The sequence below is a fragment of the Halovenus rubra genome (assembly GCF_026586665.1).
GTDB lineage: Archaea > Halobacteriota > Halobacteria > Halobacteriales > Haloarculaceae > Halovenus > Halovenus rubra.
Window position 1 is genome coordinate 94,980 of record NZ_JAODIY010000005.1, and the last position, 20,160, is coordinate 115,139.

Sequence of the window (20,160 nt, forward strand, 5' to 3'; positions counted from 1 at the left end):
TAGCTCACGGATATGAGTACCGAGGCGCCCGCGCCTGCCTTCGACAAGCAGGACCTGTTGCCGGCAATCGCACAGGACGCTGACTCCGGCGACGTGTTGATGCTCGCCTACGTTTCCCAGGAAGCACTTGACCGGACCCAAGAGACCGGACTCGCTCACTACTACTCGCGCAGCCGTGAGGAACTCTGGAAGAAAGGTGACACGAGCGGCCATGTCCAGCACGTCGATGATATTCGTGTCGATTGTGACGGGGATTCGATCCTGTATCTCGTCAACCAGGAAGGGGGTGCCTGTCACACTGGCTTTGAATCGTGTTTCTACCGCTCACTCGACGGCGAGCGTGTCGCCGAGCGCGTGTTCGACCCTGACGATGTCTACGAATAACCTCTCAGAGCAGTCCGACCTCATTGCTGACCTCGACCGCCTAGAAGAGCGTATCGAGGAGGCTGAAGAGCACGTCGCGGAGTTTGGCGAGGAAGACTTACAGGAACTTGCCGATGTCTATGGACAGTTTACCGACGTGCTCGACCGCTTTGAGGAGGACGTTACCGACGATGGTGGCGATATCGAAACCAACATCGAATTCCAGAGCGCGATTGCCGAGGTTGTCGAAGATGTTTCCGATGACTTGTTGCTCTCGGAGACGTTCGAGGAGTGTGACGAGTCGCTCCAGAAACGCTGGTTTCATGAATCCGATTTCGAGGAGGTACGCGAGCTACTCGAACCGGTCGGCGACCTCGTCTCGCGACTCGAACGGCGCGATGAACTAATTTCTGAGTATCAAGAGAAGCGCGAAGATATCCGGTACCGAATCCGTGACCTTGACGAACAAATTATAGAGCTTGACCGGCTTGCTCGGCTCTCGGATGCGGACCTTGAGGCGCCAACAGAACGGCTCCGTGGCCCAATCGAGAGATACAACGACGCAGTCACCGATGCATTCGATTCGTTTATCCGCGAGTCATCGTCCCGTGAGGTAATTGATTTCCTCGTTGCTATGACGGAGTATCCACTTGTTTCCTTTGTGGAACCAGACGAGGAACTGGCCTCCTATGTTCGGGAGTATCCACTCGGCCAAGAGTCTGTTTCAACGCTGCTTGAGTATGCCGATTACTCTAACTCGAAACTCTCACACTACGTCGATGACCCTGAAAAGTTCACGCACGCCGTCGGGCGCAAACAGACCTACCTTGATGGGATTGACGGTGAGGCCCTGACTGTATCGTGGCCAGCGCCGCCAGCCGATGAGCTTGAGTATCGCTGTCGCGAACTTACTGCGGCAGTCAACCGGTTCGCACCGGCTGTCGTCGAACAACTTCGACATGTCGAGGCACTGCCCCGCGAAACAGAGTATGGACGCCTGCGCGATGCGGCGGTCGTTCGTGAAACCCTCTCTGATGAAGAACGTGACCGCATTCAGAACGCCGATATCGCGGCTGAACTCTCCGAAGCACGTGACCAGCGAGAAGCGCTCGAAACCGCACTCGAAGCGTATCCCAAACTCTAAAACGTCGTAAGCTGACGCCAATCTGTTCGGGTTAGAAGATATTGGCTTGCTGGTAGACAGAGATTCCGTCGTCAGTCATTGCGTAGGGTTTTTGCTCGCGGGAATGGTTTGCGTTTCGAATCTTTTGGATTTCGACGGCTAGCCGCGTCTCCTGTGTCTCGCCGCGGACATACTGGAGGATGAACACTGCGTCAGTAAGATATTCAATGATTCCATGCCGGGAGGCATACGGGTTCGTCTCGCTTGCTTCACTTGTAAGAAACGTCGTTACGCCGGCGTCTTTTAATGACCGTGTGAAATCGAACACTTCGGTGCGCCGGTTCGCTTGGTTGTCGTACATCATTTCGAGTAGTGACACTGAGTCGAGAACGAGTCTGTCAGCGCCAAAGTCCTCAATAAGCTCGGGCAGCTCCGCCTGAATATTATCGAGACTGTTTGCCATTTCTACCGGGTCGAGGTCGACCACGGCGAGTTTTCCGTTGTCCTCGTACGTATCGAAGTCCCAGCCCCACTCGTTTGCAGTTGCGTTGATTGCTTCATGGCTCTGTTCGAGCGTAATAAAGACCGTTTTTTCGCCGTTTTCGAGGCCATGATTGAGGAACTGGAGACCGAATGTTGTCTTGCCTGTCCCTGCACTGCCGATGACAACCATAAGATGCTTGCGCGGAACACCGCCCTGAACCATCTGGTCGAGGCCCTCGATGCCGAGATTCAGACGTGGAATGTCCGACTCATACTCTTCTTCAGAGAGTTCGTTGTCGTTCTTTGAGGAACCCAACGCGTCGCCAAATCCCTCGTCGAACAATTCGCTATCGTCTTCGTCTTTCCCACTGCTCTCTGGGCCAAACGAACCAACCGCGTCGTCACTGCTGTCGTCCGGACCGATACCTTCTGTCTCTGTGTCAACCCTTTCGGTCCAGTCTGTTGTGCTGTCTCTCTTTTTGCCGTCCTCAGTACGGCTATTGCTTGCCACGGTGCTGGTGTCTGTCTCATCAACATCGTCGACCCAGCTGGTCGTCCCGTCGTCTGCTTTGTCACTCTCTGTGCCTTCTGGCACCTCTTTGGTGTCTTCGTCCTCACTAGCTGCGTCCCAGTCTGACTCTTCTTCAGCGGCGTCGTCCGTCTCGCGTAGCCCCTGTTCGAACCAATCGTCGTCACTCCTCTCGTCGTCGCTCACTCCGGTGACACCCCTGCCAGCGCAGTCATGTAAGGCTGTTAGATACCCTGCCGGTTAAATGTATTCGCCGAAAGGGCAGGCATTTGGGGTCAGCGCCGGTCGTGTGAGTCCGATACATCGAAATAGTCCGACGCCGAAACGCTGGATATGACAGATGACAACGGCGATACGTCCGAGTACGACCCACAGGAACCGACGCCACCCGAGCGAGAACCACCGTACCGGCAGACTGCGCCACAGAGCACGTTCACTGGGAGTCAGGTTGGTATCGGATTGATCGTGACGCTGGTGGGGGTCGCCGTCACGTTTGGCGTACCGCTTCTCCTTGGCTGATTCCATGTGGATGTCTGTCGATGGCAACTCCGGATGAGAACGTTAAAGACAACCACCCCGTTACCATTGAGTGCGCCCGGGTGGCTTAGCTGGTCATAGCGCCGCACTCATAGGGTTTCACTAACGCGGCAACTCCGGCATTCCCGTGGGGGGTTTCCCCCACACCTGGGATATGCGGAGATCGAGGGTTCGGAGCCCTCCCCGGGCATACCTAAAAAGGGTTCAACACCCTCTTGCGTTTTCAATATATAAAGAGCAACTGCATAGAGTCAGATATCCGCCGCCGAGTCAGATGCATTCGACTCGCTCGTCCGTTTCTCGGTGAACACGCGCGACAGCATATGAATATCGGTATGCGAGAGCGGTAGAGTCGTGAGTTCCAAAAGACACTCATGGAGTTGTCAGGCTCTGGTGAATCGCCAGACGTAGCTTAATTTTGGTGGGTAACGGCTCGTTTGATGTTGCAGACGAAACACATTGCGACGAGTTCGCGGAACTCGCGGTACCACGCTCGGGCACGCACGGCGTGGCCGAGCGTACGTTTGATCGAGGAAAACACTGTTTCAGAGAGTGCTCGTTGACCGTAGTCAGCTGCATCGATCCGCGCGTCGTGTGCGTGATCGATGGGGCGGACTCACGATGTTTGATCAGTGGTCTTACGCCCTCTTCTCGTAATTTCTCGCGTAACTCCTGCCAGTCATAGCCTTTGTCAGCGGCGAGGCTGTGCAGGTCGCCCGCGTTGCGGAGGGCGACCTGCCAGCCGATCTGCGTGTCGTGGCGTTTCTCCGTCGTACAATGAACGTCAAGCACAACTTGTGAATCTGTGTCCACGAGCGCGGTTGTTTTCAGCGTCTGGACACGGTAGTTGGTTCGACGGCAGTAGTGTTTGCTGGCGTTCTCACGGTCGAAATACGTCGAATCGATGGCGGCGTGTCCAGACGGCTCGTGCTCCTGCGCGGAAAGGCGCAGGAGCACTCGCCAGACCGCCATCGTGATTCTATCAAACCACTTGACTAACGTCGAATGATCAGGTAGATCGTCCGGTTCGAGCCCTATTTCAGCCAAAGTTTGCTGTATCTTACTCAGCAAATCTAGTGCTTCGCGGTAGGATTTTGCCAAGTAAATCCGCAGACAGTGCAGGGAAACGACGGCGTAGTCGGCGAAGCCGCCACCCCCTTCGGGGGCGGCAGCTTCACCTCGGCCACCAACAGCATTTTTTGCTAACGTCACCACTCTCTGCGTGAAGCGGGAAATCTTCGACATAGGATAATCGCGGTTTCCCGCTTCAACCTTCTAGCTCTGACGGTTCGTTCCAGTGCCGTCTAGTGATTCACCAGAGCCCCATGAACTAACGCAGAGCCAGGCCCAGAGATACCCATCTTGCCTAATCTGAAGAGCAATGTATATATCACCTTCTCCTTTGAGTTCTCGGTACTATTGATGGACACTGTGTTACATCTTTCTGTAGTAACTACAAAAATTACTATGTCGGATCTTGAGTGAGTATAAATTGATATGGTATGTTACTCTTTTTCACTCAGAGAAAAGCTCCATTCAAATTGTTGTTTATCAGATTCTTTTTGCTGTGGCTTCGTAACTGTGAACGTAACCTCAAACGCAAATTCCGCAGGAATTTCCTTCGGGAGATCTTCGGTTTGTCTGCCGACTAAGACTAGTGGTTGTGTGTGAGTTTCGTCTGGTGATAGTTTGGCAGTTTGAATTTCTGCGTCGATACTTATCGGCGTCGAGGCTTGCCAGAAACCTAATTCTTCGTTGTACTCGTAAGGGCGCTCACCTTTTAGTAAGAGTATGAATTTATTGATTTCTAGAAATATACCTAAAACTTCACGCCGTTCATTGTACCTGATTAAATCATTTGTATTATTCGTCACTGAGATCTCAATCGTCAGTGGTGCCTCTTCTGATTGGATATCTGATTGTAGTATTGTGGCTTCATGGTGAAGTGGGCGGCTTGACGACACCTCTTTAGTCGTCGCTGTATATTGTTGGATTTCGTCTGAATCGGTAGATAAACACCCACTAAACGTGATCGTACAAAGACTTCCCAGACTGGAGAGGAATACCCGTCGTTCCATACAATTATATTTAATTTTAAATGGGGTATATTTTTCCCCGTAAAGAATTGTTTAGATTACTTTCAGTGTAAGGTTGTTTTGAGTTGTCGATAAAACCTGCACTGGTTATTATAAAATGGAACTTATTTAAGTCATAGACGGACCGCTGTTTGACTGAACACCTAGGATTTATGAAAACAATTTGTAGGGACTATGGTGGCAAATTATTGTTTGATGAGGTTTCGGCTGGTGTAATTAAGCCAACCAGGATAGACCGAACTTGCTGGTCAACCATCGCCATTATTCTCCTCGGGATCGTTGATGAGTTCGTATAGGCCCACGTCGTACAGGTTGACGACATGGTCATGCTCCTTGAAGCGTTGAAGGCGCTGGCCGATGTGCCAACAACTGTTATGCTGAATGAAAGAACAGCACTGTACTGCTCACGTACCAATAGCATAAATATCGCCAGCTGCCGTTCCGAGAAAAACACCGTCCTCTGTCACGACTGGTGCACACGAGACAGCTCGTTTTTTCTCGTGACCCACGATCCCTTCTTCGACTGTTTGTTCCCACAGGTGCGTCCCATCCGTCAAATCCAGACAGACTGCACGATCACCGGGAACGAGAAGTGTCTCACCCGCAATCACTGGCGCACTGCCGATAGATGTGTCACTGAGACTCTCTGTCCACTGATGTGTTCCGTCATCGCTATCAAAAATCTTGATGGTGTCCATCACAGGAACGTATACCGTGTTGGAGGTTGCTGCAACTGATGCACTCACATTCATCTCCTTACTCCATGTTTCCGTGCCTTCGGTAGCGTCGAGTGCGTATAGCCGGTCAGCAAAATCGGAGGCGATATAGACTGTCTCATCCACGACTGTCGGCGGCATATGCACCCGATCTGCCGTTGGAAACTCCCATTGCTTGTCGCCTGTCTCTGCATCTATTGCATACACGATACTTTCCTTGCCACCACCGACATAGACTGTCCCGTCGGCGACCGCTGGGGTTGGTGACATCTGTCCTGTTGGAAACCGCCAGAGCACACGTCCATCAGCAGCGTCTACCGCGAGAATTGCTTTGATCAGTGATTTACCGCTTTCAAGGGCAGAGACATAGATGGTCCCCTCAACGAGTGTCGGACTCGATATAGGATTAATTGAATCCAGCCACCACTGTTCGCTCCCGTCCGACAGGTCAAGTGCGCTGAGGCCGGCCTCGCCTTCCTTGTTCCAGGCCACGTAAGCAGTCTCAGCTGAGAGGACGGGCGTAACCGCAGGAGTCCGTCCGTTCTGACCAGATTCAGCCCGCCAGCGTTCGGTTCCGTCGCTGGGGTCAAGCGAATGAATCGCCTCCCGTGTCGCTACGACCAAGTGATCTTCACGGGCTACAAGCCCATCTATCGGCTCATCGTTAGCGTTTAATTCGTCTCGGCGTTTCCGCCACAGCAGATCGTTATCCGTCGGTGGACTCGTCCCGGTGACGTTCGTGTTCTGGGCGTCGTACTGGTACTGCTGGGGCTCAGTTGGGGGCTGTTCCGCTGGAGGGAGATCTCCGAGGGATCCTGAGTTGAGGCAACCAGCGAGGCTGACGGCGATTGCGGACCCACTCAGGGCGAGAGCGGACCGTCGTGTATATTGACGTGTCATTTATCTGTCTGGCCGTCTGAAACAATGGACGTATTGGTAATCAATTTTTTGCAGGCTAAAACGCCGAGGAATCATCACCTGCTACATACTGTGAAATAATTATACCCTGTATAGTTTTTTTATTTGACTATTTATAAGATTGTAATTAACTATGGACTCCTTGAGATATTTTCCCAACTTCTACCCACCACCCAGGGGTCTCCAGTCTCAGAAAACTACAGACATTCTGAAACCATGGCTGATGTTTACTCTTTCTCGGGTTTTTCCTACTGACAGCTATCATGCTGGTAATTTTCCTATGAGTGCGATTGAACTCCCGACCACGAACAGAAGCGACAGCAGAACCTCGAACACCAACGACTGACGGGCATGCAAAGCTCGGGTGTAGAACTCTCTCCGGGCATACTTTCAAACAATAACGAAAACTGTGAGTGATCGGTATTCGCTTTTATTTCCCAGTTGGAAACTTTGGCCTAATAGCTACTTGCTGTTCGTTTAGTACCACAAAAAGTAGTCCCGGGAAGATTCGAACTTCCGTCGTCAGCCCCAGAAGCTGACAGGATTGGCCACTACCCCACGGGACTTCGATTTTGCATAATTCGCGGGTGTATTTATGCGTGTCGAAGCAGCCGAATGGTATGTCACTTCTCAACGCACTAGCTAGCGACACCCCCTGAGTTTATATCCTCTGACGGAACCAGACGTCTCATGCGCTGACCAACTACCACGAAGCGACACACGAGAGTCCGGCAGACCGCTTCGTGTTTTTCGAGAGCTATCTGGTTATTAGCTCCCGTGTCGGCTGCTGGTTATTTATCTTACTGGCGGGGAATTGCATCACAGATAGCCAAGCACTATCGACACCTACATGCCACCTCGCGGGCGACACTCGGATAGCATGTACGTTGGACGGTTTGTCGTCGTTGGGCCCGAAGTAGGCGCGTACCGCGTCTCCTCACGGTCGTTCCCGAATAGACAAGCAACCGAGCGCGGAGACACCGTTACTGTCGGGCCGACCGCACAGGCAGCGGAGACAGAGAATCCCTACATCTCCTACAACTGCCTGCGACTCACCGACCGCGGTGCTGTCATCGGTAACGGCTCACACGTTGATCCTATTGCTGAGAAGCTTACTCTTGGCTATCCTGCCCGGGATGCACTCGCGGAGACACTACTTGCGTTGGATTTCGAGAAAGACGACTACGACACGCCGCGCATTGCTGGAATCGTTGGCGTAACCGACGACCCAACTGTAACGACATCACCAGCAGGATATATTGGAACGGTTCGCAGAGATGGCTTGCTGGTCAGGGAAGTCAACGAGCCAACGCTGGTCGCCACATACGAGCGTGACAGCCCTGTACAGTTTGACCTAACAGCCACTGGAGCAGCCGACGCGGCACACGAACTGTACAACCACGAGTTCGAACACGCAATCTGTGCCACAGGTGTCGAACTTGCTGATGGTGGTTTCGAGACTGCAGTCGTCAACGAGAAGTAACAACTCACCGGAGTGTCCGCGACAGTGTCTTTTTGGACATGGCGGTGGATACGCTGGATATGGCTGAGACGAACGCCGACGCTATCAAGTCGGACATAGCCGGGTACGATGGGGTACTCGTCGCGTTTTCAGGTGGCGTCGATTCGAGCGTTGTTGCAGCGATTGCACACGACACGTTGGGAAGAGATGCTGTAGCCTGCACCGCTCGGAGCGAGACACTTCCGGAGGCAGAACTCGCTGACGCGCGCGAGATTGCTCAGGAGATTGGCATCCGACACGAGATTGTCGAGTTCAGCGAATTAGATAGTGAGGCCTTCGTCCAGAACGACGAGCAGCGTTGCTATCACTGCCGGACGATGCGACTCGGTGCGATGTACGACCACGCTAAGAGTCTTGATATTCCCGTTGTCTGTGATGGAACAAACGCATCTGACCCCGGCGAAGGTCACAGACCTGGACTACGTGCGGTCGATGAACTTGATGTTTACTCTCCGTTGCTCGAACATGGTGTGAGCAAAGAGGAGGTCCGCGAAATTGCCCGTCAATACGACCTCTCTGTGAGTGAGAAGCCATCGATGGCTTGTCTCTCCTCGCGTATCCCGACTGGCCTCGATGTGACTGAACAACGACTCACCCGTATCGAGAAAGCCGAGAGTCTGCTCCGTACTTGGGGGTTCAAGCAATTTCGTGTGCGCGACCATGATGGGGTAGCTCGCATTGAGGTAGGGGAATCGGAACTTTCAGACGCACTAGATCCGGAATTTGCTAGAGCCGCGTGCGACCATATTGGGGATTTGGGATTTGACCACGTTACGCTTGACTTACAAGGTTACCAAACCGGCAGCGTCAGCCCTGACTAGAACTGAGAGAAGCAGTTACCCCGACGGAACTGTGGGATTTATCCTGCTCGCGTTCTCTGTTATGGGTATGGAGGCCGACCCGTCACCTCAACAGTTCCGCAACCTGATGATTGAGGAAGAACCGGGGCTACAGGAGGTACTCACCTGCGTCTTCGGGATTCAGCGTCACGAGGCACGCACGTACGAGTTGTTGCTGGATAACCCCGGTAGCACGGTTGAGGAGCTAGCGGAGAAACTCGACCGCGACCGGAGTAACGTCAACCGGTCGTTGTCTACCCTCCGGGAAAAGGAACTCGCCAAGCGCGAGCGTCGTTTACTCGACGGTGGTGGCCACATCTATCAGTATAACCCAACACCGCTCTCGGAGAGTCGTATGCTAATGCATGATACTCTCGACGCTTGGGCGGCGTACGTTCACGAACGTATCGACGAGTTCGGCGAATAGTCCGGACCGAAACACCCCTGATTTTTACCGATCCGTCTCTACGTGCCGATAATGACCACAGAATCCCACTTTGATGTCTCTGGTGAGGCACCCCCATCTGCAACCAACGGCGTTTGGCTCTCGTGTGTTGCCTGTGGTACAGAGTTTGCCCCATTCGAGACGGTACGGTATGTGTGTGATGACTGTGATGGGTTGTTGGAGGTCAGGTACGACGACTTGCCGGGTTGGGACGATTATGAGGGCGACGGCGTCTGGCGATATGCCCACTCACTCCCGTTCGAGGAAGGGGTTTCGCTTCCGGAAGGAGCAACACCACTGCACGAGGTTCCGCAACTGGAAAACGAGTTGGGTGTTGACCGATTACGCGTCAAACATGAGGGATTGAACCCGACTGGCAGCTTCAAGGACCGTGGCATGACTGTCGGCGTTCGGGTTGCTCAGGAGATGGGCGTCGACAGGTTAGCTTGCGCGTCGACAGGGAATACGAGTGCCGCACTCGCGGCTTACGGCTCCCGTGCCGGGTTGGAGACACTCGTTCTCCTTCCCCAAGGGAACGTTGCTGCCGGAAAGATTGCTCAGGCAAGCCTCCACGGAGCACGAATCCTCGAAGTTGAGGGCAACTTCGACACTTGTCTCGATATCGTCGGCGACCTCGCTGACAGCGGCGAGGTTTATCTGTTGAACTCGCTCAATCCATTTCGACTAGAGGGACAGAAGACCATCGGGTTCGAAATCCTAGAGCAGTTCCGTGACGAAGAAGGGACATATCCCGACCGCATTGTCCTCCCCGTTGGTAATGCCGGCAACACCGCCGCACTGTACAAGTGTTTCCGTGAGCTGGTAGCAAGCGGTGCGCTTTCTGAACGTGATGTCCCGAAGCTTACCGGCGTCCAGGCTGCGGGTGCGGCCCCGATGGTTGAGGCGGTTGAGGAGGATCTCGAAGAAACACGGCGGTGGGACGATGTTGAAACGCGTGCGACTGCAATCCGGATCGGTAACCCTGTCAACGCACCCAAAGCACTTCCGGGTATTCGCGAAACAGGTGGGACTGCAATTGCGGTTTCAGACGAGGAAATACAGAGCGCCCAGCGTGAACTTGCAGCCGAAGGCGTCGGCGTCGAGCCCGCATCGGCGGCCTCGATTGCGGGGCTTCGATTGCTCCGTGAGAATGGGGTCGTAACGGCGGACGAACGTGTCGTCTGTCTCACAACCGGCCACCTGCTAAAGGACCCTGATGCCGCGTTTACTGCCGGTGCTGATCCTGAAGACGTTCCGGGCACCACGGAGGGTGTTCGTGAGTATCTCGGCTTAGGGCACGAGTGACATCCTCCGCGCCGTGAACGGCGCGGCTTCCCACGCATGGGGAATACCAGCTAAGTTTCTCTGTTGCTGGCAGAGGGTTCCGACCCGTGGAACGCCGAGAGAGTCATTTGCGAGTGTTTCTCGCTCGTCTCTCGGTGGGTCGTGGTGCTGTCACAGGCACTCCCATCCCAAGGCGAGTCATTGCCTGCCGGTTTCAGCGGCACGCTCTCTCCCCACGGGTCAGCCCGTTGTGCAACGTTGATTGCGCCGTTTATGTCGCCCTGAAACTCCGATACGTGGCACTTGTCGTTGGTACACCGGAACGTGGCTTGTGCAGCTCTGTTTCCGATGTGGCCGCAAGCGTGGCACGTCTGGCTTGTGTACTCCGGTTGGACGTACTCGACAGGGATACCAGTCTCTCGTGCCTTGTCCTCGACACGGTTCTGTAACCGAGCGAACGCCCACGCATGGAGTCGCCGGTTCATGTACGAACCGTAGTCCAATTCTTCGCGGATGTACGTCAGATTCTCCATCACGAGTACTGGATTCTCGAATTGTCGGGCGTACTCGACAGCCTGCCGAGACGCCTTCTCGACAATATCGGTGAGCGCGTTCTGGTAGTGGTCGAATCGCTCGTCTATCCGCCACTCAGCGGCATCACGCTCTTGGAGTCGTTTCAGGGTCGTGTGCATCTCTTTGCGAAGATGCTTCGCACGGCTCCCGTCACACACGAACGGGCCAGTTGGTGAACCGTCCTTGAGGGCACAGCCCGTTATCAGGGCGGTTTCACCAATGTCCAGACCGATGTGCGTCACGTCGTCGCCGTCCGTCGCGTAGTCGGGTTCTTCGACCGGAAATTCGACAGTGACGTGTAGAGTCCACGATGTGCGATTCTGTTGCAGTCGGAGTTGCCCCGCCGAAGCATCCCCGTCTACGAGGTCGTACCACAGACCCTCTTGTTCGGGATTGATACGAAGTGGTATCCAGAAATTCGTCCCTCGTCCGGGTTGCGGTGCCCACCATGTAAACCCGTAATCTCGTGCCGGAGAGTGGTCAAACTCGGCGGCTTGGTTGGTGAGCCGAACCGGGTGGTCGTCGTCCAACTCCTGTGCGTCGTAAGTGTCGTGAAGTTGTGGGACGTAGTTGCATAGGGCCGCTTTCGCCTGATACGGCAGGTCGTAGGGCGTCACCACGTCACTGGTTGCGCTCATCGTGTCGCACCCGGCGTCGAACGCCTCGTGTAGCCCCTCACGGTAGGTTTCGAGCAGGTCACACAGTTTCCGCCCCTTGTGTGCTGTCGGTGGGGCGAGAGTCGCTTTGAGCGTCTTAGTCGTCGTTTCCATCCGTCTCTAATCCTTGTTCGATTAGCTCGCGGTAGGCACGCGGATGACGGATACCATTCTCACGGGCGTACTCTTTGACCCGCTCGTGAAGATCGCCACCGCGCTCCATATCTATCTCTGTTCGCACAAGAATTTGTACGTTTCTCTCCCACTAAATACTTACGTTGGGTATTCAGTCAGGCTACGGTCACGGAGATTGTGGCACGGAGCTTACGCGATTCACTCCCGCCCTGCTCAGTCCTCGGTTCCGACTGAGCGTCGGAACGCTCGTCTTTCGCGGGAAGGGCGGGATTCTCTCGCTGAATCAAGATTCACTCCCGCCCTGCTCAGTCCTCGGTTCCGACTGAGCGTCGGAACGCTCGTCTTTCGCGGGAAGGGCGGGATTCTCTCGCTGAATCAAGATAGCAGCGACGGTTACGAGCTCGCGAGGCCAAGTACTTCAGTTGCGGCCGCGCCCACAGCGTCTGTCTTTGCTTCTGGACAGTAGACTCCGAGCCGCCACCGTGCACGTTCGGCAGCCCTGATGCTCGACGCGAGTTCGGAAGCATCTTCGAGGCGCTGGACCATGCCATCAACGACAACGTTCGTACCAAGCTCTTTCATCCGGGGTCTATCCGGAATGTCAACAATAACAGTTCGAGGAGCGACGCCCGCAGCCTCCGCAATCTCGCGTTCAGCCTCGCGCTCAGCCTCATAGCTCACGTCGAGGATTCCGGAGGGGACACTGTCGAGTCCTGCCCAGATAGCACGTTTATACAGGTTACGTTGCTCAACTCGCTTGCCTAGGTCGAGTGGCTGTAGCTCTACGAGCAGGTCGTGATCAGCCATTCGGCGGAACTCTTTGACAGTCGTGTCGCTCGTTTTGATGTAGTGCTCACAGGCACGGTCAAGCATTGCGCCCGCAATGCGGGAGACGTGATGTCGGTAGACAATCGCGTTCATCAGTGAACGAGCAAGTAACAGCGATTCGGCTGTCGGGACGTTCCCTTCAGCGAGCGTGAGAGAGTCCTCTTCGAGGCGGAGTTCACGAACGAGTCGTCCGTGGTCAATTGTTCCGTACGGCGCGCCAGTATGGTGGGCATCTCTGACGAGGTAGTCCATTCGGTCGACGTCAAGCTCGCCCGCGACCAGCGAACCAAGCCGACCGTTCCCTTCAACTAGCTCCGCGACACGTTCCGGGTCCAGACCGTGTGATTCGAGCACCTGACAGACGTGCCGATCGCTGTCTGTAAGTATCCAGCCGATTTCGTCGTGGTCTGTTCCCGTTCGCCGACGAATCAGGTCCTCTGTCTGGTGGCCGTACGGTCCATGTCCCACATCGTGCAACAGCGCCGCCGCACGTACGTGTCTTGCAGTTTCTTCATCGACCGTGAGATGTTCGAGCGCAGTACTCGCGAGGTGATAGACGCCGAGACTGTGCTCGAAGCGGGTGTGGCTTGCCGAGGGAAACACCAGCCGAACTGTCGAAAGCTGTTTGATATGGCGCAACCGCTGGAATGTCGGGGTATCCACAAGATCTGCTGCGACCGGGTCGAGCCTAATATAATCATGGACGCTATCTTTGACCGCGTTCATTATCGGAGCAACCCGCTCGTGCGCTATTGTGGTTTCGTTTCGAATATTGGACGGGTCGGGACGCTCTGGCCGACCCACGTGGCACCCGTAAGTAGTTATCTCACTCTACCGGGGCGGTCACTGCTTGCAAAAAACTGTCCCGTTGGAACGGCTTCGTTATATAATCGACAGCGCCCGCCTGCTTTGCTTCGATTATTTTCTCTTCTTGGGCATTCCCTGAACAGATAACAATCGCTGCGTCGGGGTCGTAAGCCATAATCTTTTCAGTTACACTGATTCCGTCAAGCACTGGCATCCTAATATTCATCACCACAACATCGGGGTTGTGTTCTTTGTAGGCATCCACACCCTCGACGCCGTTCGACGCTTCCCCAACAATAGTTAACGCACTCTGCTCGAGGAGAACACGGTAGAGGCTTCGCATAAACGTCGAATCGTCAACGAGCAGAATAGTCCCCATCTGTCTCAAAGCGCGTCCGCTATCGGTATAGTTTCTGGGGTGTTTCAGGCCTCGTCAACTAGTCTCTGGAGGTGCTCGGGTGGTACTGCACCGCGCGCGCTGTGCTCGCCGTAACTGAACGTGGGTACACCCGTTATTCGCTGTCGTTTTCCAGCAGTGAACGCCTCTTCTAGCTTCGTTTTGCTCTCGTCGTCATCGAGTACCTCAGCAACGAACTCTGCAGGAATCTCAGCTTCCGTCGCAATCGATGTAAGCACCGACCGGTCCTCGATGTCACGGCCGTCTTCCCAGAGCGCGTTGAAGACACCCCGGTGAAAGTCGACGAATGCGTCAGGAATTTCCGCAGAGACGCGGAGTGCAACCCGCTGTGCATCGTAGGAGTCAATATCCTTCCTGAGATTCTGTGCTAACTCGACACCGTAGCGGTCTGCAAGTTTCTCGACGTTTTTGCGAGCTTCTTCGTAATACTCCTCGTCTTTGCCAGTCTCGACATCGTGGTCGATAGTTCCATCTGGCCGTCTCTGCTGTGCACGAAGGTCGAAGGGGTGCCAGTCGACAGCCAATGGCTCCTCGCGTTCCTCGCGGTACTGGTCAAGCGAGGCGTACCCGAGATAACAGAACGGGCAGACGTAGTCGGCGTACACTGTCAGAGACTGGGTTGTCTGTTTGCTCATAATCGCTGTATGTGTGCTGGATACAAAGGCCCGTCGTGGCCGTCTCTGGCGTGAAACCTCCTTCTTTAAAGCTATAATAGCCGGTTGTACTCGTCGGCGGTTAGCGGGATGTCTGCCGCAGCGATATTCTGCTGGAGGTGGTCGTAACTCGATGTACCGGGGATTGGGAGTGTCACGTCGGAGTGTTCGAGCAACCATGCAAGCGCAATCTGGTGTGGTGTGGCATTGTGATTTTGTGCGACTGCAGCTAGCGTGTCTTCTTTGTCACCGAAGTCACCAGCAGCCATCGGGTACCACGGGATGAAGCCGATATCGTACTCCTCACAGGCTTCAAGCACGTCTTCGTCGTCGCGGTACGTCACGTTATACCGGTTCTGGACTGTTGCAATCTCGACGTGGTCCCGGGCTGTCTCCAACTGGTCGACAGAAACGTTTGAAAGGCCGACGTGGTCAACGAATCCCGCGTCTTTGAGTTCTCCAAAGGCTTGGACACTGTCTTCGAACGGCGTCTCAGGATCCGGTCGGTGGTACTGGTAGAGGTCGATGGTATCGACACCAAGTCGGTCTTTGCTGGCAAGTACTTGATTCCGGATGTAATCTGGGTCGCCGTGTGGTAGCCATTCGCCCTCGCTGTTCCGAAGCAACCCCGCTTTCGTGGCGAGTACGACGCCGTCGTCGGGCGCTACTGCCTCTCCGAGGAGTCGTTCGCTTACACCCGGGCCGTAGGAATCTGCCGTGTCGATGAAATCTACGCCCATATCGACTGCTTCCCTGACGAGTTCGATTGCAGCTGACTCGTCGTCCGGTTGACCAATAATGTCCTCACCGGTAATGCGCATCGCACCGTAGCCGAGTCGATGAACTGTCAGTTCGCCGCCGATATCGAACGTGTCCGTGGACAATGCCATTGCCCTCTGATTCGTTGGCCACACAAAAACACCCCACGGTCGGTCTACACTTTCTTGATGGACGTTTCCCTTTCTCTGACTGAAGAACTCTTCAGTAACGGCTCTTACAGAAACTTAATTCTGATTACACTTATGTGGATACACCTCTTTGATACAGATACAATGAATGACCTACAACAAGCTGTAGACCCAACGAACCGAACGGTTAAATCCTCTGGTGACCGGACTGTTGGTGGCCTCATTGGAATGATACTGTTCTTCCCGCTTTTTATTGTGACCATGGCTGTTCCCGCTTTTGTCGTCGGCGTCGGACTGGGAGGTTTCGGTCTTAAACTCGCCGAGCAGTTGTCGGGCCATCTAAACGGAAAGAAAAGCAGTGCCAACTGCACAGACACGGTACGTACTCGCCAACTGGCGTGAATACACGACTTCCGAGATATTTTCTCCCGATACTGAAATCGAACAGTTGTTGTCGCGGGCCAAAGTGCCCTATTCGACGTATGTATACTTGCGCTCACCCATGCGACCCCAGCCGTCAAAGACAAACTCGTTGTCAGGCGTCGTCAATGGGTCCATCTCGCGGTTTTCGTCGTGGTTGTGAGCATCGTGAATCCGTTCGTACTCGGCAAACGAGATGTCCCGGCGCTGTTCCATCTGTTCGTCGATGTTGAGCTGACTAATTTCGTCCTCCCAGCCGGACTGAATCGTCTCGGCGTGGATTTCGGCCTGTGCGCCGCTGCCGTAGGAACCGATGAGAAGCTGCTTGCCGGTGAGGTCACGACCCTCGTCTAGGGCTTCCTGCATCCCTGCGGCACGGGCAATGTGCACGGAGCCGGTGTACCAGTTGCCAACGTACCGAGAGATAGCGAGCGTCGGCTCGATAGTCTGTTTGTACCAGTCTGTGTACTGGTCTGTCTCTGTGAGCGTCTCGGTATACTCTTTTTGCGCGTCGAGATAAGCCTCGTGTGAGTCGAACTCCTCTTGACGGGGTTGGCGGCCAATTTCTTCGGCGACTTCTTCTTCGACTTCGTTGCCACGAATGCAGTGGCGAAAGCCAAGCGCGGCGGCTCGCCGGACCATCCCGGGGAACGGCGTATGGAACGGAATAAGCGCGAAGTTGTCTGGATGGGTGTCGCCGCCGTTGCGCTCGAAGTCTTCCATTGCCTCGCGCATCCGAGCGAGATACACCTGCATCGAGCGTTTCCCGTCGACACTCGGGAACTGCTGATTGGGTTTGAGGAAATCCGTCTCGTCGGCGCTACCAAAGCCCTGCTGGTCACTGAACGTGACTAAATCTGGATTCTCGTCGACAACCATCGCGACCGCGCCGGCACCTTGTGTCGCCTCGCCAGCGTCGTCTCGGGCATACAGTGCGGTATCGGTAGCGATGACCAGCGCTTTTCGTCCTCGATTTCGGCCCGCACGAATCCAGTTGTAGGCGTCGTCGAGTGCCTGTGTTCCGGCAACGCAGGCGAATTTACGCTCGCCCTTGTTTGCGTGATGCAGGTCACCCTCGAACACCTGTTCGAGACAGCCCGCCACGTACGTCGACACCGGCTTCGATTTGTCAAAGGCGCTCTCGGTTGCCACATCGATTCGGCCGATATCCTCCAGTGAGATGTCTTTTCGGTCCAACAATCGGCGAGAGGCGTTGGCTGCCATTGTTACGATATCCTCGTAAACATCCGGGAATGACGACGTGAACAGGCCAAGCCCTTTCGTGTATTTTTCGGGGTCGTCTCCTTGTGCCGGGGCAAACGTCTCTGCTAAATCCAGTTGCAGCTTTCCGGTTCGTATCTCCATGCCGTCGATTCCTACTTCTGCCATATGTGTGGGTCGTGGTATCTGATATAAGTGTGTGTCGACTGTTCATTCGTCGATTGTCGAAATAACGAACCCACGGCACTGAGCGATAATTGTTTTTCGGACCAAGAATAAAGTCAGTCGACTGAGAAGTAGCGTCCATGGACATCGGCATTCTTTCTGATATCCATGGCAACAAAGTCGCACTGGAGACAGTGCTTGAAGATATGCCGCCGGTCGATGGCATTGTCTGTGCTGGCGATATTGTCGGATACAATCCCTGGCATGGTGAGTGTATCGAGACGATACACGAGCGCCAAATTCCGACCGTAATGGGCAACCACGACCGGGCTGTCGCTGGCAACTCTAGCTTTGGGTTCAACAGCATGGCAGGAGCCGGTGTTCAGCATGCCCAAGAAACGCTTTCAGACGACGAGACCGATTGGCTTGCAACACTCCCAGAACAGCGCCGAGAGTTCGACGGACGTATAAAAATTGTCCATAGTCACCCTGAGCGGCGTGGTCATTACACCTATCCCGAAGAGTTTAGCAGAGACCTTCTCGGTGAGGAGTCAGTCCTTGTATTGGGTCACACTCACGTCCAGCATCACGAAATCTACGCTGATGGCATTGTAATGAACCCCGGGAGTGTCGGACAGCCCCGTGATAGCGACCCCCGAGCAGCATACAGCATTCTTGACCTTGCGGACCTAAGCGTCACCGAACACCGGGTTGAGTACGATATCGAGCGCGTCCAAACGGAAGTCGACCGTGCCGGACTCCCCGAACGTATCGGGAACAGACTCGTCGAAGGGCGGTAAACTCAAAACAGGGTCTGTAGGAGTTCGAGCGCGTGGTCTCGGTTGTCCCAGTCGACGAAAATAGACACCGAAGTCGCACTCGTCATCACGTCGTTGATATGAATGTGTTCGTCCGACAGCGGTTCGAGCAACCTATGCAGTGAGCCACTCTGTTCAGGCAATTCTCCGCCGGTAATACGAATGACTGCAAAGTCGGAGTCGAGTGTTACGCTCGACATAACCTCGTCGTCGACAACCTCGTCGTGAACAAGTGTCTCCGCAGCCTCGGCACTTTCGCTCTCGGCGTAAAATGTCAATGAGTCCATGCCTGAGGATGTCGCTTCGACGTTGATACCTGCGTCTGCAAGCGCTGTCGAAACCACCGCGAGGATGCCCGGCTGGTTACGAATTGCGCGACCGGCCACCGTGATACAGGTAAGTTTCCGTTCCTGTAGGTCGATGAGGTTCTCAAACTCGCCTTCCACTGTTGTTCCGCCAGTGAGAAGGTCACCGTGCTGGTGGTGGACGACCCGTACTCCGAGTTCGTCTGTTTTGTACGTGAGTGCTGAAGGGGCGATAACCTCTGCACCGCGAAACGAGAGGCTCCGGATTTCGTCAACAGAAATCTCACCGACATTCCGTGCACCTTCAACGACGCTTGGGTCGCCAGTCATGACACCCTCGACATCGGTAACAATGACAACTTCGTCAGCATCGACGAAGTTTCCGAGCATCACCGCGGTCGTATCGCTTCCCCCTCGACCGAGTGTCGTGACGCTATCATTGTAATCTGCTGCGAGAAAGCCTGTGATAACTGGAACGACACCGTCATCGAGCATCTCTCGACAGTGCTCGACGCGCTCGTTTGTCGCGTCGACATCTACTTCGCCGTAGGCGTCGGTAATAATTGGCCACTCATCGTGACCTGGCTCCAGAAAGACAGCATCAATTCCTTTTGCTTCGAGCGCGCCCTTAAGCATTCGTACGGCGGTCCGCTCGCCCATGCTTACAATTTCTGCTCGGTCGTCTTCGCTTGCGTCGAACTCGATTGCTGATAGGAGTCGGTCGGTTGTCCCACCCATTGCGCTGGCGACGACGGCAATTTCGTGTCCCTCTTCGACGACTTCGGCAATCGACTCTGCAGCGCGAGTGATTCGCTGGCCATTCCCGACACTCGTCCCACCAAACTTTGCTACGACACGCATGCCGAACTCCTCCGTTTCGAACGCATTTCGTGCATGCTGGCGCTTTCGATGCCATCGTGGATAACTGCTTTCATTGTCGCAAATATCGACAACTGCCGTTACTCCGGCGACACTGCCTTTCCAAGAGCCGCCATCAACGAGAGCAAGATGAGCATCGGTGCCTGACAGACAAAAATGAGGACGAGAACCTGGTTTAGTGTCAGCCCCAATTCAAAATAGAAAACAATTTCGGGAAGTGCCCACCAGGAGACTGCGGCAACCAGAAACGACAGCACGACGAGGATGGCAACGAGATTACTCGGTGCAGCGAGGAACTGATTGTACCGTTCGACTCCCTCCCGTACGCGCACTAAGCCCAGCAACACGAACACCGCTCCAAGAACCCAAACGGCAACCAGTGGGTCGACGACGGTGAGTTGCTCAACAACCTCAGGAAGCACTTCACGGTTGAGATAGAGAAATGGTGGCCACGAAAGCAAGAGATAGCCAAGCAAAAACCCAAGGACGGTTCTATACCCTCCTTCTTTTTCCATACCG

Annotated in this window: 21 protein-coding genes, 2 tRNA genes and 1 pseudogene; 10 read left to right on the forward strand and 14 right to left on the reverse strand. The window is 54.6% G+C overall.

Annotated features, from left to right (window positions below; genetic code table 11):
• Window positions 1-12 precede the first annotated feature (12 nt).
• Entirely contained in the window at window positions 13-384 is a 372-nt protein-coding gene (gene hisI, locus N5098_RS05085; RefSeq protein ID WP_267636640.1) for a phosphoribosyl-AMP cyclohydrolase, read from the forward strand.
• Complete coding sequence (locus N5098_RS05090; RefSeq protein ID WP_267636641.1) at window positions 371-1,507, forward strand: DUF7118 family protein; 1,137 nt, start codon at window positions 371-373, stop codon at window positions 1,505-1,507. The genes hisI and N5098_RS05090 overlap by 14 nt, the downstream gene beginning before the upstream one ends.
• 31 nt (window positions 1,508-1,538) lie before the next feature.
• Here N5098_RS05090 and N5098_RS17520 read toward each other — a convergent pair whose 3' ends face one another.
• Window positions 1,539-2,684: a KaiC domain-containing protein gene (locus tag N5098_RS17520; protein WP_267636642.1), complete on the reverse strand. Its 1,146-nt coding sequence runs from the start codon at window positions 2,682-2,684 to the stop codon at window positions 1,539-1,541.
• A gap of 147 nt (window positions 2,685-2,831) precedes the next feature.
• Here N5098_RS17520 and N5098_RS05100 point away from each other — a divergent pair, with 147 nt between their 5' ends.
• Together N5098_RS05100 and N5098_RS05105 are read left to right on the forward strand one after the other, a co-directional pair.
• On the forward strand, window positions 2,832-3,017 hold the full coding sequence (locus N5098_RS05100; protein ID WP_267636643.1) for a DUF7550 family protein: 186 nt from the start codon (window positions 2,832-2,834) through the stop codon (window positions 3,015-3,017).
• Window positions 3,018-3,091: 74 nt separating this feature from the next.
• Window positions 3,092-3,225, forward strand: a tRNA-Met gene (locus N5098_RS05105).
• 222 nt (window positions 3,226-3,447) lie between these two features.
• Here N5098_RS05105 and N5098_RS05110 read toward each other — a convergent pair.
• The 4 genes and pseudogenes from N5098_RS05110 to N5098_RS05125 all read right to left on the reverse strand — a co-directional run bounded on the left by N5098_RS05110 (window position 3,448) and on the right by N5098_RS05125 (window position 7,331).
• Window positions 3,448-4,280 (reverse strand): annotated as a pseudogene (locus N5098_RS05110) (IS5 family transposase).
• Window positions 4,281-4,540: 260 nt separating this feature from the next.
• Entirely contained in the window at window positions 4,541-5,113 is a 573-nt protein-coding gene (locus N5098_RS05115; protein WP_267636644.1) for a hypothetical protein, read from the reverse strand.
• 422 nt (window positions 5,114-5,535) lie between these two features.
• The gene (locus N5098_RS05120; protein WP_267636645.1) at window positions 5,536-6,747 is read right to left on the reverse strand and encodes an outer membrane protein assembly factor BamB family protein; all 1,212 of its coding nucleotides are present in this window, start codon (window positions 6,745-6,747) and stop codon (window positions 5,536-5,538) included.
• 511 nt (window positions 6,748-7,258) lie between these two features.
• A tRNA-Gln gene (locus N5098_RS05125) sits at window positions 7,259-7,331 on the reverse strand.
• A gap of 314 nt (window positions 7,332-7,645) precedes the next feature.
• On the opposite strand from N5098_RS05125, the gene N5098_RS05130 reads away from it, so the two are divergent.
• The 4 genes from N5098_RS05130 (at window position 7,646) to thrC (ending at window position 10,876) form a co-directional block, all read left to right on the forward strand.
• The gene (locus N5098_RS05130; RefSeq protein ID WP_267636646.1) at window positions 7,646-8,248 is read left to right on the forward strand and encodes an IMP cyclohydrolase; all 603 of its coding nucleotides are present in this window, start codon (window positions 7,646-7,648) and stop codon (window positions 8,246-8,248) included.
• A gap of 59 nt (window positions 8,249-8,307) precedes the next feature.
• Complete coding sequence (gene larE / locus N5098_RS05135) at window positions 8,308-9,108, forward strand: ATP-dependent sacrificial sulfur transferase LarE (protein WP_267636647.1); 801 nt, start codon at window positions 8,308-8,310, stop codon at window positions 9,106-9,108.
• A 67-nt stretch (window positions 9,109-9,175) separates the two neighbouring features.
• A complete protein-coding gene (locus N5098_RS05140) occupies window positions 9,176-9,553 on the forward strand; it encodes a helix-turn-helix domain-containing protein (protein WP_267636648.1) in 378 nt (125 codons plus the stop codon).
• Window positions 9,554-9,604: 51 nt separating this feature from the next.
• Complete coding sequence (gene thrC, locus N5098_RS05145) at window positions 9,605-10,876, forward strand: threonine synthase (RefSeq protein WP_267636649.1); 1,272 nt, start codon at window positions 9,605-9,607, stop codon at window positions 10,874-10,876.
• Window positions 10,877-10,926: 50 nt separating this feature from the next.
• Here thrC and N5098_RS05150 read toward each other — a convergent pair whose 3' ends face one another.
• From N5098_RS05150 to N5098_RS05175, 6 genes are all read right to left on the reverse strand, one after another.
• Window positions 10,927-12,198, reverse strand: coding sequence for an RNA-guided endonuclease TnpB family protein (locus N5098_RS05150; RefSeq protein WP_267636650.1), 1,272 nt, complete (start codon window positions 12,196-12,198; stop codon window positions 10,927-10,929).
• A complete protein-coding gene (locus N5098_RS05155) occupies window positions 12,182-12,307 on the reverse strand; it encodes a hypothetical protein (RefSeq protein WP_267636651.1) in 126 nt (41 codons plus the stop codon). Before N5098_RS05155 ends, N5098_RS05150 begins: the two co-directional genes overlap by 17 nt.
• Before the next feature lie 305 nt (window positions 12,308-12,612).
• Window positions 12,613-13,773, reverse strand: coding sequence for an HD domain-containing protein (locus N5098_RS05160; RefSeq protein WP_267636652.1), 1,161 nt, complete (start codon window positions 13,771-13,773; stop codon window positions 12,613-12,615).
• 100 nt (window positions 13,774-13,873) lie between these two features.
• Window positions 13,874-14,233 carry a response regulator gene (locus N5098_RS05165; RefSeq protein WP_267636653.1) on the reverse strand — a complete coding sequence of 120 codons (360 nt, stop codon included), beginning with the start codon at window positions 14,231-14,233 and terminating at the stop codon, window positions 13,874-13,876.
• A 44-nt stretch (window positions 14,234-14,277) separates the two neighbouring features.
• On the reverse strand, window positions 14,278-14,907 hold the full coding sequence (locus N5098_RS05170; protein WP_267636654.1) for a DsbA family oxidoreductase: 630 nt from the start codon (window positions 14,905-14,907) through the stop codon (window positions 14,278-14,280).
• 71 nt (window positions 14,908-14,978) lie between these two features.
• On the reverse strand, window positions 14,979-15,815 hold the full coding sequence (locus tag N5098_RS05175; RefSeq protein WP_267636655.1) for an aldo/keto reductase: 837 nt from the start codon (window positions 15,813-15,815) through the stop codon (window positions 14,979-14,981).
• Between the two features lie 162 nt (window positions 15,816-15,977).
• Here N5098_RS05175 and N5098_RS05180 point away from each other — a divergent pair, with 162 nt between their 5' ends.
• Window positions 15,978-16,235: a hypothetical protein gene (locus N5098_RS05180; protein ID WP_267636656.1), complete on the forward strand. Its 258-nt coding sequence runs from the start codon at window positions 15,978-15,980 to the stop codon at window positions 16,233-16,235.
• A 69-nt stretch (window positions 16,236-16,304) separates the two neighbouring features.
• Here the strand turns inward: N5098_RS05180 and hmgB are convergent, their stop codons facing one another.
• Window positions 16,305-17,642, reverse strand: coding sequence for a hydroxymethylglutaryl-CoA synthase (gene hmgB / locus N5098_RS05185; protein ID WP_267636657.1), 1,338 nt, complete (start codon window positions 17,640-17,642; stop codon window positions 16,305-16,307).
• A gap of 137 nt (window positions 17,643-17,779) precedes the next feature.
• Between hmgB and N5098_RS05190 the strand changes: the two genes are divergently transcribed.
• Complete coding sequence (locus N5098_RS05190; protein WP_267636658.1) at window positions 17,780-18,439, forward strand: metallophosphoesterase family protein; 660 nt, start codon at window positions 17,780-17,782, stop codon at window positions 18,437-18,439.
• 2 nt (window positions 18,440-18,441) lie between these two features.
• On the opposite strand, the gene N5098_RS05195 is transcribed toward N5098_RS05190, so the two are convergent.
• Both N5098_RS05195 and N5098_RS05200 read right to left on the reverse strand, forming a co-directional pair.
• On the reverse strand, window positions 18,442-19,623 hold the full coding sequence (locus N5098_RS05195) for an aspartate kinase (RefSeq protein WP_267636659.1): 1,182 nt from the start codon (window positions 19,621-19,623) through the stop codon (window positions 18,442-18,444).
• Between the two features lie 98 nt (window positions 19,624-19,721).
• Window positions 19,722-20,156: a hypothetical protein gene (locus N5098_RS05200; RefSeq protein ID WP_267636660.1), complete on the reverse strand. Its 435-nt coding sequence runs from the start codon at window positions 20,154-20,156 to the stop codon at window positions 19,722-19,724.
• Between the last annotated feature and the right edge of the window lie 4 nt (window positions 20,157-20,160).

What these genes read in the sequence shown, in the direction of transcription:
- hisI (WP_267636640.1), top strand. Translation starts at nt 13, where the DNA reads ATGAGTACCGAGGCGCCCGCGCCTGCCTTCGACAAGCAGGACCTGTTG.
- N5098_RS05090 (WP_267636641.1), top strand. Translation starts at nt 371, where the DNA reads ATGTCTACGAATAACCTCTCAGAGCAGTCCGACCTCATTGCTGACCTC.
- N5098_RS05100 (WP_267636643.1), top strand. Translation starts at nt 2,832, where the DNA reads ATGACAGATGACAACGGCGATACGTCCGAGTACGACCCACAGGAACCG.
- N5098_RS05115 (WP_267636644.1), bottom strand. Translation starts at nt 5,113, where the DNA reads ATGGAACGACGGGTATTCCTCTCCAGTCTGGGAAGTCTTTGTACGATC.
- N5098_RS05120 (WP_267636645.1), bottom strand. Translation starts at nt 6,747, where the DNA reads ATGACACGTCAATATACACGACGGTCCGCTCTCGCCCTGAGTGGGTCC.
- N5098_RS05130 (WP_267636646.1), top strand. Translation starts at nt 7,646, where the DNA reads ATGTACGTTGGACGGTTTGTCGTCGTTGGGCCCGAAGTAGGCGCGTAC.
- larE (WP_267636647.1), top strand. Translation starts at nt 8,308, where the DNA reads ATGGCTGAGACGAACGCCGACGCTATCAAGTCGGACATAGCCGGGTAC.
- N5098_RS05140 (WP_267636648.1), top strand. Translation starts at nt 9,176, where the DNA reads ATGGAGGCCGACCCGTCACCTCAACAGTTCCGCAACCTGATGATTGAG.
- thrC (WP_267636649.1), top strand. Translation starts at nt 9,605, where the DNA reads ATGACCACAGAATCCCACTTTGATGTCTCTGGTGAGGCACCCCCATCT.
- N5098_RS05150 (WP_267636650.1), bottom strand. Translation starts at nt 12,198, where the DNA reads ATGGAAACGACGACTAAGACGCTCAAAGCGACTCTCGCCCCACCGACA.
- N5098_RS05155 (WP_267636651.1), bottom strand. Translation starts at nt 12,307, where the DNA reads ATGGAGCGCGGTGGCGATCTTCACGAGCGGGTCAAAGAGTACGCCCGT.
- N5098_RS05160 (WP_267636652.1), bottom strand. Translation starts at nt 13,773, where the DNA reads ATGAACGCGGTCAAAGATAGCGTCCATGATTATATTAGGCTCGACCCG.
- N5098_RS05165 (WP_267636653.1), bottom strand. Translation starts at nt 14,233, where the DNA reads ATGGGGACTATTCTGCTCGTTGACGATTCGACGTTTATGCGAAGCCTC.
- N5098_RS05170 (WP_267636654.1), bottom strand. Translation starts at nt 14,907, where the DNA reads ATGAGCAAACAGACAACCCAGTCTCTGACAGTGTACGCCGACTACGTC.
- N5098_RS05175 (WP_267636655.1), bottom strand. Translation starts at nt 15,815, where the DNA reads ATGGCATTGTCCACGGACACGTTCGATATCGGCGGCGAACTGACAGTT.
- N5098_RS05180 (WP_267636656.1), top strand. Translation starts at nt 15,978, where the DNA reads ATGAATGACCTACAACAAGCTGTAGACCCAACGAACCGAACGGTTAAA.
- hmgB (WP_267636657.1), bottom strand. Translation starts at nt 17,642, where the DNA reads ATGGCAGAAGTAGGAATCGACGGCATGGAGATACGAACCGGAAAGCTG.
- N5098_RS05190 (WP_267636658.1), top strand. Translation starts at nt 17,780, where the DNA reads ATGGACATCGGCATTCTTTCTGATATCCATGGCAACAAAGTCGCACTG.
- N5098_RS05195 (WP_267636659.1), bottom strand. Translation starts at nt 19,623, where the DNA reads ATGCGTGTCGTAGCAAAGTTTGGTGGGACGAGTGTCGGGAATGGCCAG.
- N5098_RS05200 (WP_267636660.1), bottom strand. Translation starts at nt 20,156, where the DNA reads ATGGAAAAAGAAGGAGGGTATAGAACCGTCCTTGGGTTTTTGCTTGGC.